The organism is Burkholderia sp. TSV86, from assembly GCF_001522865.1.
In the GTDB taxonomy this organism is placed as follows: Bacteria; Pseudomonadota; Gammaproteobacteria; order Burkholderiales; family Burkholderiaceae; genus Burkholderia.
On the sequence record NZ_LOWB01000133.1, the window covers coordinates 62,964 to 76,584 of the forward strand.

Genomic DNA, 13,621 nt, shown 5'->3' on the forward strand with positions numbered 1-13,621 from the left:
TACGGGGGTGACGTTACGTAACGCCGCCACTGGCCGACACACGGCCGGAAGCGTCGAATGCGCGACGCCCGCCGCCCGTCGGCGAAAAAAAAGCCCGCCAAAAGGCGGGCTTGGTGGTGCTTGATGCGGCGAATGCCGCGCGATGCAGGCGTCAACGCATCTGACTGACCAGAAGCGACATGATCTGCCGCGCAGGCGCCGACGTATCGACCGCACCCTTGTCGTCGACAATCGCGACACGGGTTTGATCTTCGGCAAGCGCCTTCACGTTCACGAGATATTGCTTCGCCTTCTTTTCCTTCTTGCCATGGAAAAGCTGATTCCAGAAGCCCTGCTCCTCGGCGCTGAAATCCTTCGGATCGACGTAACGAACGTAGTACAGCCCCTTCGCCCGATCGCGGTCGTCGACCGTGAAATTCGCACGATCGAGCGCGATACCGATACGTAGCCACGAGCGGTCATACGACTCGGGAAGCGTCAACTCTGACGGCACATCCGCCGCCGGTTCGCCCGGGCTGCGCGACGCCGACACGCTCGCAACATTCTGCGCAGCAATCGCCGCAGCAGCTGCCTTGCTCTTGTCGCTCGCGGATTTTGAATTGCTCGGTGCTGCATCGTCGACGATCGGCACGCCGCCGGCCTTCACGCGCGCATCGTTTTGCGCAAGTACCGCCATCAGGCGCTTCAGGTATTCGGTTTCGAGGCCGGGATCATTAGGCTTCGGCTCCCATTTGCTCGAATCATTGCCCGGCCCGGTAAGCGCCTCGCGCATCCCCTTCTGGCTGACGAATACATAAGTGCCGCCGTTCGGCGCGACGTCGAGACGCGTGCGGTACTTGTTGCGCTCCGCCGTCACATAGGAATTGCCCATCGCCTTCGAAATCACGCCGCGAATCAGACCGTCGTTGATCTGCGGGTGCGTTTCGTTCCAGTCCGTTTCCATCACGCCCTTGTCGCGCTGCTCGACCACGAGCAGAAAACCCTGCTCTTGCCAGAACCGGCGAACCTGCGGCCAGATTTGGGCCGGCGTCTTGTCGTCGATCACGAGCCAGCTTTCGGTGCCGTCACGTTGAATGTGCATCCCAGGTACGGCAGGCACGACCGTATCGGTCGCGGGCGCGGCCTGCTGGACTTGCTGCAGGCTCGAAAGCGAAGTTGCGCCCCCCTGCGGCGGCAGCGAACGCTGATCAGGCGTCTCGTCCAGCATATTGGGCGGCACCGCGAGCGACACCTCCTTCGATTTCGAGTCGCTCTTATAGTCGATTTTCGTAGGCGACGGCGAACTGCAACCGGCGACGAACGCGCCAGTCGCGAGCAATACCGCAAACCGCGTGGTAAGACGAAGATCAGTCATGTTCAGGGAATCCTTCCGCTAGGTCACTCACGGCGACTTTTCCGTGAGTCAACTTTCCATTTTACCGGTCCGGCGCAAGACCGTGCAAAAAGCAAACATCGGTATCGTCACGAACGGTGTTGAAGCGCCGATATGAGGCTCGCAAGAAACGGGCAGATGAATCCATGCCGCCAGATTGCCGTGAAAAAGCCGAAAATGCGCCCCCCTATCCCCGGCCGGCATTTCGTTGCCGTCGGAGAAACCTGATGAGCTGCGACAAAAAAGACGCCGATACGCTGATGATCGAAGCGTACCTTCGCCAAGCGCGTGAGGCGCTGCGCGCGAACGTCGATCGTCACCTGTCTGCGCGCAAATCTGCATGGCGCTCAGGCCGATATGAGAAAGTTTCCAATATGGTTTTCGTTTTGCTCAAAAATCAAGCATCCAGTAAAAAACCCGCACAGCCTTACGCTGTGCGGGTTTTGTTCTGGTCGGGGCGAGAGGATTTGAACCTCCGACCACCTGCACCCCATGCAGGTACGCTACCAGGCTGCGCTACGCCCCGAAAGCGTTAAAGTATAACAGACACTTTCTCTCAAGAGAACAGTTGAAGCGCAATTGCCGCGACATGAATTACGCAATCGCTCCCGGATACGCAACCTCGACATGCGCGGGCAGTGGAACCGCCCGAGTCGTGCGCCACAAGTCGCCGTCAACCGACCAACCGCACTTCTCGAACAGATCGCGCGACAACAGATTCGCATCGGTATGCTTCGAAACCGCAACGGCGGCGGCATTGTCCCGCAACAAGGCTTCGGTCAGCAAAGAGACCATCGCGATTTCCACGTCCAGGCCGACCACGCGGCAACTCATCACCACTTGCTCGATGCGCTGCGCGGATGCGATGCCGATCACCACGAGACCATATTCGGCATGCCGGTCGGCCACCTCGCCGACGAGCACCAGCCCGCTGTGGCAGATGTCGTCGAGTTCCTGCGCGCTCCAGCGGCGTCCGGTCGTATTGAACTGGTTGGTCTTGTTCAACAACTCGAGCGTTCGCGGAAAACGCGGATCGCTCTGCCCCGCGATTCGGCCGAATGCGGCCTTCAGATTCAGCCTTGCCAGAAATTCCTCGCGCGACAGCGTCTTGCGCTCCGTCTCGCGCTGAATTTGCGATTTGATCATCTCCGTGCGCCGCGCGGATTCGGCGGTAATCGTCACGCCCTGCGTTTCGGCGCTCCACATCAGGATGCGCTTCCAGTAGTAGTGCGACGCATGCACCACGCGAAGATCGGGAATCGCCTCCTCGACGGTTTCGCGCTCGCGCGGATTGTCGTCGACGAAGATCACGTTTCGCGGCAACAAATTCGCTTCTTGCATGGCCTCGTTGATGCTCTGCACCTTGTTGTTCCACGAGACTTTCAGGATCGCGAAATCCTCCAGAAGCAGCCGGCGCTGGAAGACGCGCGGCCAGATCGCCTTGATGCGGTCGAGATCGTTCTTGCTGACGAGCGCGAGAATCACGCCGCGCCTTCGCAGCGACAGCAACGCCTCCGCGATACCAAGCGGCCATCCTTCGACTGCGCTTTGATAATCGGGATTGTCGGCCTCTGCCAACACACCGCGCCAGAGGGTATCGTCGAGGTCGACACAGACCATCTTGACGCTGTCGATCGACCGGAGACTGCGATACATCGCCTCCGCCTCGAACCACAGCCCACAAATGAATTCGCCCACCTGGTGTGAATAGTGGGCCGAAGGCGCAGGCACCCTGACGATGCGGTCCTGATCCAGCGTGAAATCATGGTCGCCGATGAAGCCGCCGTGCGCGTAATGCCAGAGGCTGTCGTCCTGAATGAAACGGCGCCCGTAAATGGACGCGAGATGATTCATATCCATCAAGTACAGATTCGGATGCTCGAACACCCGGCGCTCGATATGGCGGTTGATCTGTTCCATCAGATAAAGATTGCTCGTCGCATCCGAGCGGTGGAAGTGCCGGCCGTTCACGTTGTACTGCGGCGTCATGTAATTGACGACGAACGTCGGAATTTCGCGCGCCCAGCGCAGAATGCGCTCGATCCAGAAATCGATGATCTCGTAGGCCTCGTTGAGCAGCCTGTCGGTTGCCTGCTCGTCTGCATAGGGCGCGCGCAGCCATTCCGCGTAGCTTCCCTCCAACAGGACGCCGCGCAGCGGAATCTGCGCGATATGGAACGAGTAGGCGTCGAACGGATGAGGCAGCGTGTCCGGCATGTCGGAGGAGAACAACACGAGGTCGATCGGCGTCTCGATGCCATGCTTGCGCAGCGCCGGTATCCACGCCTCCATCAGACACGAACCCTGCAGCAGAACGCGGCCGAGCTTGGAATCGGTGCGGCGCAAATCCTGCGGTATCGTGTAGAAACGGTTGTTATGCCGCCTGTAGTCGGAAACGGCGGTGACAGGCATCGGCGTAAAGCTCATCGCGAATTCCGCTGAGTTCACGAGATGCTCGAGCAGCCGTTCCAACGGAAAGCGGCTGCCCGTCCAATAATCGATCACTTCCCTGCTTTCGGGATCGCGCTTCAGAATAGCGCGGTAAGCGCTGAGCACTTCGGATTCGGTAATGCGGGCCATGCTGCATCCTCGCTCTTGTTACGTTTCAATGAAACTGCTACGAGAGGTGCCGCCACTCACCGGGGAGAGATTATAAGGTTTCCGCGATACGTACAACACGGCCGGCAGCGGCGTATCCCACTCTCCCGCTCGCATCCTGACTCGCCGGCATCCAACCACGGCCCCGTCCCGCGTCATACGCTACCGATATCGCATTCGACGTGGGATTTCAAAAATCCATTTATCAATTACAAGAAAAATGAAAGAGAAGCAAAACGCGATCATTAAGAAAAAGCGGCGTCTACTCTTTAGATGGTAGAGAAAATGAATCGGCATCGAGTGCCGGGGCGGATAGTCATGATGTTAAAGCGTGCGTGCGGGAGAGGCATGCTTGCAAAACGACGTGTGAAGCACCGGACGATGGCGCGCGCCGAGCCGCATGCCCAAGTCATACGCGCGAGTCGAGCTGCGATAGCCCCGCCCGCTAAACGCACGACGATGCGCACCGCATCGACCGCGTGTTTAAGCTGCTTAGACAGAGTTCCGGCATGCTCCGCCGCGGTGCGTCCTTTGCGTAATGCAATACGACGCCCCCCCAACGTTTGGTGCTGCTCCTCTACCCCATCATTTCACACTTGCCGCACCGGACGGCCGATGCGCGCACCCGCGCGACGGCCGCCACGATAAATACAGGGAGACAGCAACCATGCGCGCATCGGTCCAGCGCGTCGAGCGCACGCACGTCTTTCGCACCGCGCATCCGCCGCGCATGCTGCGCAACGCCGTTTCGGTTTCGCACGGATTCTACGTTCTTGCGCGGCAGCAGCGGCCGCACTCGCATTGTTTTAGCGCCGGATGCCGCCATCCGCGACGAGCGCCGGCAACGGCGCCCAAACCGCCACCACGCTCGAGCGCGCGAAAGCCGATCGCCTGGCGCGCGAGCAGCAAATCGCCCGCACCGTGCCGCCGCTCGCGTCCATCAAGCTCACCCAGCCGCGCCCGCTGACGTTACGCGACTCCGCCAAAGCGAAGCGCTGACGTTCGTGCGCGACATCGATTTGCGTATCGTCGGCGACATCGGCTTCTATGTGCATCGATTGTCGGCAACGCTCGTACCGACGCAGACCAGCGCGCCGGTCAGGCTCGACGATCCGACCAGCTTCGAGATTGACATGCATCGCGGCGCCGTCACGCTCGATGGCACCAAACTCACCGCGCGGTTCAGCGGCTGCATCTTCGGCTACCGCGACACGCCGCTGCGTAAGCTGCACGTGTCGGCAGGCGACGGCGTCATCCATCTGCAGAGCGAAATGCAGCGCAACGGCTGGGTGCCGTTCTCGTTGACGAGCCGCCTCGACAACCCGCCCGCCCCGCTGCCGGCAAGCTATATGTAGTTCGAAAACGGCGATATGAAAATGCTCAACGTGCTCGAACTGAATGCGCACGCGCTGATCCGAAACTCGACGCAAGCGCGCGTGAGCTTTGATCTTTACGGCTATCGCGATCAAGTTCCACCGGGTTCGGTGCAGATGGCGGCAGACGGCGCGCTGCTCGTCGACCTGGGCAGGAAAGTCCCGATCGCGCCGTAACCCTGGCGGCCGGTCAATCGTGCCAGGGACGGATCGGGTCGATTGAATCAGCCGCCGCGCTTCAGACTTTCGATCACGTCGAGCAGCGCATTGCGCAACTGCGCGACATCAACCGTTTCACCCGCCGCCGGCGCATGGCGCACCGGCGACTCCGGCTGCGCCCCCGCCGCAGCCGAATCGCTCGCGCCACGCCCGCTGCCGACGGTGTCGAGGCGGTTGCGCGCCCCGTTGATCGTGAACCCTTGTTCGTACAGCAGTTCGCGAATCCGCCGAATCAGCAATACCTCGTGATGCTGATAATAGCGGCGATTTCCGCGCCGCTTCACCGGACGCAACTGCGTAAACTCCTGCTCCCAATACCGAAGCACATGCGGCTTGACGCCGCACAATTCGCTCACTTCCCCGATCGTGAAATAGCGCTTCGCGGGAATCGGTGGCAACACGACTTTCTCAACCGTCGACGTCATCGTCAGTTAACCGTCGGTAAGGGCGCGCGGGCGCGTCGCGCGTGGGCGAAGCGCCGGTTTCAGCGCACGAGATTCGACTCGGCGCCGTTTTCGACGAGCGCCTTCAGCTTCTGGCTCGCATGAAAGGTCACGACGCGGCGTGCGGCGATCGGAATCGCTTCGCCCGTCTTCGGATTGCGTCCCGGCCGCTGCGGCTTGTCGCGGAGCTGAAAATTACCGAAGCCCGACAACTTCACGCTTTCGCCGTTTTCAAGCGCATCGCGGATCACCTCGAAAAACGCCTCGACCATGTCCTTCGCTTCGCGCTTGTTGAGGCCGACGCTGTCGAACAGCAGTTCGGCCAGCTCGGCCTTCGTCAGCGTGGGCGTATCGCCCGGCGCCGACGACGCAGGCACGTCGCGGGTCATGGCGCTGCGTTGCGCCGTCAGAAGGGCTTCGAATTCACTCGAGTTCATGTCGTTCATATTCTGCAAAACCAGCGCGTCAAACTGGGATAAAACATAGGCGGGAAGCGGCCACACGCCACTTCCTGCGCACTATCCGCGCAAACGCGCGCCATAAGCTCGAGCCATGCGGTCCACGAGGGTCTGGATCGCCTGATCAACCGTCTCGTCCTGCAAGGTTCCGGCCGCGTCCTGGAGCGTCACGCGAAACGCAAGGCTTTTCTCGTGGGCGGACAACCCACCAGAAGTATTTGATTTTGCACGAAATTCGTCGAAGAGCGCAACCTTCTGGACAAACTTGCACGCATCATCCGCAAGCGCTTTGCCGATCTCGTCGAAAAGCGCTTGCACCTCGACCTGTTGGTCGACGACAACCGCGATATCGCGCCGCACCGGCGGAAATTTCGAGACTTCGGACAGCGCCGGCAGCGCCCGCGGCACGAGCGCATCGGCGTCGATCTCGAACATCACCGGCGGATGCGGCAGCTCGTACTTCTGCATCAAGCGCGGATGCAGCTCGCCGATCCAACCGACCGCCCGGCCATCAAGTTCGATCCGCGCACTGCGCCCCGGATGCAGCGCCGGATGCTCGGCCTTCACGAAGCGCGCGATGGCCGGTGCGAGCAGCGCCTCGAGATCGCCCTTCACGTCGAAGAAATCCACCTGACGCGTTGCCGCGCCCCATTGCTCGTCGAGCACCGGGCCGTAAGCGAGCGCGCCGATGCGCTTGGGCTGCGCATAACCGGCGAGCGCCAGCTCGCCCGCCTGCGCGGCCGGCTCCACGGCGAACACGCGCCCCGCCTCGAATACACGCACGCGATCCGCGCGGCGGTTCAGGTTATGGCGCAGCACGCCGACGAGGCTGCCGAACAGTGTCGAGCGCATCACCGAAAGCTGGCTCGCGATCGGATTCAGCAGCCGCACGGGATTAGCGTTGCCGGCGAAATCGCGCTCCCATTCGTCATCGACGAAGCTGAAATTGACGGTTTCCGCGTAATCGCGCGCGGCAAGCGCGTGGCGAAGCGCGTGAATCGAGCGGCGCGTCTCGTCGGTCGCACGCATCTCGTTTTTCGCGATGGGCGGCCGCGCGGGAATATTCTCGAAACCATGAATGCGCGCGACCTCCTCGATCAGATCCTCCTCGATCTCAATGTCGAAGCGGTGCGGCGGCGGGCTCACGCGAAACACGTCGCCGTCGCGCTCGAACGCGAGCCCAAGACGCGTGAAAATCTGCGCGACTTCATCGGCACCGATCTCGACGCCGATGATCTTGTTCGCGCGCGACACGCGCATCGACACCGGCGCGCGCTGCGGCACGTTGACAACCTGGTCGTCGACCGGGCCCGCCTCGCCGCCGCAAATGTCGAGAATCAACTGCGTGATCCGCTCGAGATGCTCGGCGGTCGTCGAGTAATCGACGCCGCGCTCGAAGCGGTGCGCGGCGTCGGTCGAGAAGTTGTACTTGCGCGCGCGGCCCCGGATGCTGTCCGGCCACCAGAACGCGGCTTCGACATAGATGTTGGTCGTGTCGAGCGTGACGGCCGTGCTGTCGCCGCCCATGATGCCCGCGAGGCTCTCGACCTGCCGCTCGTCGGCAATCACACCGACCGCCTCGTCGAGTTCGACCGTATTGCCGTTCAAGAGCTTCAGCGACTCGCCGCGCTTGCCCCAGCGCACGTCGATGCTGCCGTGAATCTTGTCGAGATCGAACACATGCGACGGGCGGCCAAGCTCGAACATCACGTAGTTCGAAATGTCGACGAGCGCGGACACGCTGCGCTGCCCCGAGCGCTCAAGACGCTCGACCATCCATTGCGGCGTTTTCGCGCGCGCGTTCACGCCGCGGATCACGCGGCCGGAGAAGCGGCCGCACAGATCGGAGGCGGAAATCGTGACGGGCAGCGTCTCGGCAAGCGCCACCGGAGCCGGACGAATCTCGAGCGCCGTGAGCGGCGCGCCGGTGATCGCGGCCGTCTCGCGCGCGATGCCGAACACCGACAGGCAATCCGCCTTGTTCGGCGTCAGCTTGATTTCGAAGATCGTGTCGTCGAGATTCAGCGCATCGCGGATGTCCTGGCCGATCGGCGTGTCTTCCGGCAGGATCATGAGGCCGCCGTGATCCTCGGAGAGCTTGAGTTCGCGCGCCGAGCACAGCATCCCCTGGCTTTCGACGCCGCGCAGCTTCGACAGCTTGATCGCGAACGGCGCGCCGCCGTCTTCAGCGGGCGGCAGCTTCGCGCCGACCAGCGCGACCGGCACCTTGATGCCGGGCGCGACATTCGGCGCGCCGCAGACGATCTGCAGCGTCGCGCCGGTGCCCGCATCGACCTGACAGACGTTGAGCTTGTCGGCATCCGGGTGCTTGACCACCTCGAGCACGCGGCCGACGACGATTTTCTCGGTCGGCGGCGCCGCGCGGCGCTGCGATTCGACCTCAAGCCCCGCCATCGTCAGCGCATGCGACAGTTCGTCCGTCGTCAGTTGCGGATCGACAAAGGTTCTCAGCCAGGATTCAGGGAGTTGCATGAAAGTCCACGTTCGAAACAGGTTGGATCGAGGCCCGGCGCGGCATCTGGCGCGGCATTCGGCGTGGCCTGCCGGGCACGGAGCGAGGCGGTCGCGCCGGTCAGGCGAACTGCCGCAGGAAACGCAGATCGTTCTCGAAGAATAGACGCAGATCCTGCACACCGTAGCGCAGCATCGTCAGCCGCTCGAGGCCGCTGCCGAACGCAAAACCGATATAGCGCTCGGGATCGAAGCCCATGTTGCGGATCACGGTCGGATGCACCTGCCCCGAACCGGAGATCTCAAGCCATTTGCCCGCATTCTTGCCGTGCTCGAACATCATGTCGATCTCGGCCGACGGCTCGGTAAATGGGAAGTACGACGGGCGAAAGCGCACGAGAATATCGTCGCGCTCGAAGAATTTCTTCAGAAAATCGGTGTAGACGCCTTTTAGATCCGCGAAGCTGACGTTCTCGTCGATCCACAGCCCTTCGACTTGGTTGAACATCGGCGAGTGCGTCGCGTCGCTGTCGACGCGATATGTGCGGCCCGGCGCGATCACCTTGATCGGCGGCCGGTTCATCCGCGCGTAGCGGACCTGCATTGGGCTCGTATGGGTACGCAACAGCAGCGGACGGCCGTCGTCATCCTTGCCGTCGATATAAAACGTATCCTGCATCGAACGCGCCGGGTGGTTCTCCGGGCTGTTCAGCGCAGTAAAGTTATACCAATCGGTTTCGATCTCGGGGCCGTCGGCCACGTCGAAGCCGATCGAGCGAAAAATCTGCTCGACGCGCTCCCAGGTGCGCATCACCGGATGCAGGCTGCCCGTGCCCGCGCCGCGGCCGGGCAGCGTGACGTCGATCGCCTCGGTGGCAAGACGCTGATTCAACAGCGCGTCGGCGAGCGCTTGGCGGCGCGCGTTGAGCGCAGCCTCAACCTGCTGCTTCGCGACATTGATTCGCGCGCCTTCCGTCTTGCGCGTGTCGGGATCGAGCTTGCCGAGGTTCTTCAGCCGCTCGGTCAACACGCCCGACTTACCGAGGAAGCGCGCCTTTTCGTTCTCGAGCGTGGTGATATCGGCAGCCCCTTCGAACGACTGCTTCGCATCGGCGACAATCTGATCCAGATCCATTGGTCCCTTCACTTCCCACGTCAAGGGTTCAGCGCGCATTCGCGACGACACGAAAGCGCCCGACCCAACAAAAAAGGGGCTCGGAAGAGCCCCGTTTTCGCTGCAGCGGCCGAGATTACCGGAGCATCGCTGCAACTGACCACGCAGTACTAATCTCGCAATTAGGCTGCAACGGCGGCTTTCACCTGCTTGACGATCGCGGCAAAAGCAGCCTTGTCGAACACCGCCATGTCGGCCAGCACCTTGCGGTCGAGTTCGATCGACGCCTTCTTCAGGCCATTGATGAACACGCTGTAGGTCATGTCGTGCTGACGCACGGCCGCATTGATACGCGTGATCCACAGTGCGCGGAACACACGCTTCTTGTTGCGGCGATCACGGTACGCATATTGACCCGCACGCATCACCGCCTGCTTGGCGATGCGGTAGACATTGTTGCGGCGGCCGCGATAACCCTTGGCCAGGTTGATGATCTTCTTGTGGCGGGCCCGTGCGGTTACCCCACGTTTGACTCGAGGCATGTTTCTCTCCTGTGAGTATCGGTTGAGGGGTTACGCGAACGGAAGCATCGCGCGGACGGAGTTCAGATCGGAATCATGAACGGCCGTGGCGCCGCGCAGATGGCGCTTGTTCTTCGTGGTTTTCTTGGTCAGGATGTGGCGCTTGAAGGCTTGACCGCGCTTGACGGTGCCGCCCGGACGCACCACGAAGCGCTTTGCAGCGCTCTTCTTGGTCTTCATCTTAGGCATGACGAACAACTCCAGTTTATTTGATGGAGATGGGTGTGCGGTTGGCTTTTCGCCCCTGACCCGCCCTTCGAAACCCAGTCCACTTGTGTACGGCGCGCCGCAAGCAGCCGCCGCCGTTTCGGGCGCGCCGCCCTGACCGGGCGACACGCCGAACCACTGCAAAGCCGCGCGCATGTCGCGCGCAGGCCGGTTACTTCTTCTTCTTCGGCGAGAGCACCATGATCATCTGACGCCCTTCCATCTTCGGCATCTGCTCGACCTGGCCCACTTCCTCGAGATCGGTACGCAAACGCTCGAGCATGCGCATGCCGATTTCCTGGTGAGCCATTTCGCGGCCGCGGAAACGCAACGTGATCTTCGTCTTGTCGCCTTCCTCGAGGAAGCGCACGAGGTTGCGAAGCTTGACGTTGTAATCACCGTCATCGGTACCCGGGCGGAACTTGACTTCCTTGACCTGGATGACCTTCTGCTTCAGCTTCGCCTCATGCTGCTTCTTGGCTTCCTGGTACTTGAACTTGCCGTAATCCATCAAGCGGCAAACCGGCGGAACCGCCTGCGGCGCGATTTCCACCAGGTCAACATCCAGTTCTTCCGATTTACGGAAAGCATCGGCGAGCTTTACGATACCGAGCGGTTCGTTCTCGATTCCGACCAGACGCACTTCCGGCGCAGTAATTTCACCGTTGATGCGATGCGACGACTTATCAGTAGCGATGTTACGTTTCCTCTAAAAATTAAAAAAACGAGCCGCGCTGCCAGGGCGGTTACTTGAACGCCTGGATTTCTCCACGCAGGCGCTCAACAAAGGCCTCGACCGGGAGAACCCCCAGATCGACGCCGCCACGGGCACGCACGGCTACCGTTTGCGCTTCACGCTCCTTATCGCCTACGACGAGCAGGTAGGGAACTTTTTCGAGCGTGTGCTCGCGTATTTTATAGCTAATTTTCTCGTTGCGCAAATCAACCGACGCTCTAACCCCTTGTTTTTGCAATGTTTGAGCAACAGATTGCGCATATTCGGCCTGACTTTCAGCGATATTCAGCACAACCGCCTGCACCGGGGCAAGCCAAATCGGCATTGCACCAGCATGGTGCTCAATCAAAATACCGAGAAAACGCTCCATCGATCCGACAATCGCCCGATGCAGCATCACCGGCCGGCGGCGGCTATTGTCCTCGGCGACGTACTCCGCGCCGAGCCGCTCCGGCAGCAGCATGTCGAGTTGCAGCGTGCCGCATTGCCACGAACGGCCAAGCGCGTCCTTGATGTGGTACTCGATCTTCGGGCCGTAGAACGCCCCCTCGCCCGGCAGTTCCTCCCATTCGAGGCCGCAGGCCTTCAGCGCGTTGCGCAGGCCCTCTTCCGCGTGATCCCAAGTCTCGTCCGAGCCCATTCGCTGCTCCGGACGCAGCGACAGCTTGATGTCGATGCGCTCGAAGCCGAAATCATCGTAGACGCTCATCGCGAGCTTGTTGAACGCGATCGCCTCGGCGTTGATCTGGTCTTCCGTGCAAAAGATGTGCGCATCGTCCTGCACGAAGCCGCGCACGCGCATCAGCCCGTGCAACGCGCCCGACGCCTCGTTGCGATGGCACGAGCCGAACTCCGCGTAACGCAACGGCAGGTCGCGGTACGAGCGCAACCCGTGCTTGAACACCTGCACGTGCCCCGGACAGTTCATCGGCTTGATCGCGTAATCGCGCTTCTCCGACTCCGTCGTAAACATGTTGTCGCGATAGTTCTGCCAATGGCCCGACGCCTCCCACAGCGAGCGGTCCATGATCATCGGCGTCTTGATCTCGAGATAGCCCGCGTCATTCAGCCGGCGGCGCATATACTGTTCGACCTGCTGCCACAGCGTCCATCCCTTCGGATGCCAGAACACCATGCCAGGCGACTCTTCCTGAATATGGAACAGATCGAGCTGCTTGCCGAGCTTGCGGTGATCGCGCTTTTCCGCCTCTTCGAGCATGTGCAGGTACGCATCCTGGTCTTCCTTCTTCGTCCACGCGGTGCCGTAGATCCGCTGCAACTGCTCGTTCCTCGAATCGCCGCGCCAGTACGCGCCCGCCACCTTCATCAGCTTGAAGACCTTCAACTTGCCGGTCGACGGCACGTGAGGGCCGCGGCACAGATCGGTGAAGCCGCCGTGCGAATACAGCTTGATCTCGTCGCTCGACGGAATCGATTCGATGATCTCGGCCTTGTACTTCTCACCGATGCCCCGGAAGTACGCAGCGGCCTCGTCGCGCGACACGACGCGGCGCGTGACCGGCTCGTCCTTCTTCGCGAGTTCCTGCATCCGCTTTTCGATCTTCTCGAGATCCTCCGGCGTGAAAGGCCGGCTGTACGAGAAGTCATAATAGAAACCGTTGTCGATCACGGGGCCGATCGTTACCTGGGCTTCCGGATACAGTTCCTTGACCGCATAGGCGAGCAGGTGCGCCGTCGAGTGACGGATGATGTCGAGACCGTCCGCATCCTTATCCGTGACGATCGCAAGCGATGCGTCGCGATCGATCAGCGCGGACATATCGACGAGTTCGCCGTCCAGCTTGCCGCCGAGCGCAGCCTTCGCGAGGCCGGGACCGATCGACGCCGCGACTTCGGCGACCGTCACCGGATGCTCGTACTGGCGAATCGAGCCGTCGGGCAGGCGTATCGAAACCATATTGGCAATCTCCGTGATGCCGACAGTGAGCGGCGGATTGAGCCGCGCACGAGGAAACGCCCCGAACGCGCGGCAAAAAAAATGCGGCCCCGCTTTCGAGGGGCCGCATTCCGATACTTCAAAACCACAA

11 protein-coding genes, 1 tRNA gene and 1 pseudogene are annotated in these 13,621 nt (G+C 61.4%); 2 read left to right on the top strand and 11 right to left on the bottom strand.

The genetic code is table 11. The features are described 5' to 3' along the window. Window positions 1-151 precede the first annotated feature (151 nt). The 3 genes from bamC to WS68_RS24995 form a co-directional block, all read right to left on the bottom strand. Window positions 152-1,354, bottom strand: coding sequence for an outer membrane protein assembly factor BamC (gene bamC / locus WS68_RS24980; RefSeq protein ID WP_059573393.1), 1,203 nt, complete (start codon window positions 1,352-1,354; stop codon window positions 152-154). Window positions 1,355-1,821: 467 nt separating this feature from the next. Further along, window positions 1,822-1,898, bottom strand: a tRNA-Pro gene (locus WS68_RS24990). 68 nt (window positions 1,899-1,966) lie between these two features. Further along, window positions 1,967-3,952 carry an HAD-IIIC family phosphatase gene (locus WS68_RS24995; protein WP_059573395.1) on the bottom strand — a complete coding sequence of 662 codons (1,986 nt, stop codon included), beginning with the start codon at window positions 3,950-3,952 and terminating at the stop codon, window positions 1,967-1,969. Between the two features lie 819 nt (window positions 3,953-4,771). On the opposite strand from WS68_RS24995, the pseudogene WS68_RS29675 reads away from it, so the two are divergent. Further along, window positions 4,772-5,286: pseudogene (locus WS68_RS29675) on the top strand (hypothetical protein); the annotation flags it as partial. Between the two features lie 54 nt (window positions 5,287-5,340). Further along, on the top strand, window positions 5,341-5,520 hold the full coding sequence (locus WS68_RS29455; RefSeq protein ID WP_059573399.1) for a hypothetical protein: 180 nt from the start codon (window positions 5,341-5,343) through the stop codon (window positions 5,518-5,520). A 47-nt stretch (window positions 5,521-5,567) separates the two neighbouring features. Here WS68_RS29455 and WS68_RS25020 read toward each other — a convergent pair whose 3' ends face one another. The 8 genes from WS68_RS25020 to thrS all read right to left on the bottom strand — a co-directional run bounded on the left by WS68_RS25020 (window position 5,568) and on the right by thrS (window position 13,491). After that, complete coding sequence (locus WS68_RS25020; protein ID WP_059573400.1) at window positions 5,568-5,987, bottom strand: MerR family transcriptional regulator; 420 nt, start codon at window positions 5,985-5,987, stop codon at window positions 5,568-5,570. 59 nt (window positions 5,988-6,046) lie between these two features. After that, window positions 6,047-6,451 carry an integration host factor subunit alpha gene (locus WS68_RS25025; RefSeq protein WP_059518563.1) on the bottom strand — a complete coding sequence of 135 codons (405 nt, stop codon included), beginning with the start codon at window positions 6,449-6,451 and terminating at the stop codon, window positions 6,047-6,049. A gap of 72 nt (window positions 6,452-6,523) precedes the next feature. Continuing rightward, on the bottom strand, window positions 6,524-8,956 hold the full coding sequence (pheT, locus tag WS68_RS25030; RefSeq protein WP_059573401.1) for a phenylalanine--tRNA ligase subunit beta: 2,433 nt from the start codon (window positions 8,954-8,956) through the stop codon (window positions 6,524-6,526). A gap of 100 nt (window positions 8,957-9,056) precedes the next feature. Continuing rightward, a complete protein-coding gene (gene pheS / locus WS68_RS25035; protein WP_059573402.1) occupies window positions 9,057-10,070 on the bottom strand; it encodes a phenylalanine--tRNA ligase subunit alpha in 1,014 nt (337 codons plus the stop codon). A gap of 161 nt (window positions 10,071-10,231) precedes the next feature. After that, window positions 10,232-10,591, bottom strand: coding sequence for a 50S ribosomal protein L20 (rplT, locus tag WS68_RS25040; RefSeq protein ID WP_004192938.1), 360 nt, complete (start codon window positions 10,589-10,591; stop codon window positions 10,232-10,234). Between the two features lie 30 nt (window positions 10,592-10,621). Beyond that, window positions 10,622-10,819 (bottom strand): 50S ribosomal protein L35, encoded by a 198-nt coding sequence (gene rpmI, locus WS68_RS25045; protein ID WP_004191477.1) that lies wholly within the window; start codon window positions 10,817-10,819, stop codon window positions 10,622-10,624. 190 nt (window positions 10,820-11,009) lie between these two features. Continuing rightward, entirely contained in the window at window positions 11,010-11,534 is a 525-nt protein-coding gene (gene infC / locus WS68_RS25050) for a translation initiation factor IF-3 (protein ID WP_082710295.1), read from the bottom strand. Between the two features lie 49 nt (window positions 11,535-11,583). Next, entirely contained in the window at window positions 11,584-13,491 is a 1,908-nt protein-coding gene (thrS, locus tag WS68_RS25055; RefSeq protein WP_059573403.1) for a threonine--tRNA ligase, read from the bottom strand. Between the last annotated feature and the right edge of the window lie 130 nt (window positions 13,492-13,621).

Bases quoted from the DNA above. Each gene is read 5' to 3' on its own strand.
- bamC (WP_059573393.1), bottom strand. From the start codon at position 1,354: ATGACTGATCTTCGTCTTACCACGCGGTTTGCGGTATTGCTCGCGACT.
- WS68_RS24995 (WP_059573395.1), bottom strand. From the start codon at position 3,952: ATGGCCCGCATTACCGAATCCGAAGTGCTCAGCGCTTACCGCGCTATT.
- WS68_RS29455 (WP_059573399.1), top strand. From the start codon at position 5,341: ATGAAAATGCTCAACGTGCTCGAACTGAATGCGCACGCGCTGATCCGA.
- WS68_RS25020 (WP_059573400.1), bottom strand. From the start codon at position 5,987: ATGACGTCGACGGTTGAGAAAGTCGTGTTGCCACCGATTCCCGCGAAG.
- WS68_RS25025 (WP_059518563.1), bottom strand. From the start codon at position 6,451: ATGAACGACATGAACTCGAGTGAATTCGAAGCCCTTCTGACGGCGCAA.
- pheT (WP_059573401.1), bottom strand. From the start codon at position 8,956: ATGCAACTCCCTGAATCCTGGCTGAGAACCTTTGTCGATCCGCAACTG.
- pheS (WP_059573402.1), bottom strand. From the start codon at position 10,070: ATGGATCTGGATCAGATTGTCGCCGATGCGAAGCAGTCGTTCGAAGGG.
- rplT (WP_004192938.1), bottom strand. From the start codon at position 10,591: ATGCCTCGAGTCAAACGTGGGGTAACCGCACGGGCCCGCCACAAGAAG.
- rpmI (WP_004191477.1), bottom strand. From the start codon at position 10,819: ATGCCTAAGATGAAGACCAAGAAGAGCGCTGCAAAGCGCTTCGTGGTG.
- thrS (WP_059573403.1), bottom strand. From the start codon at position 13,491: ATGGTTTCGATACGCCTGCCCGACGGCTCGATTCGCCAGTACGAGCAT.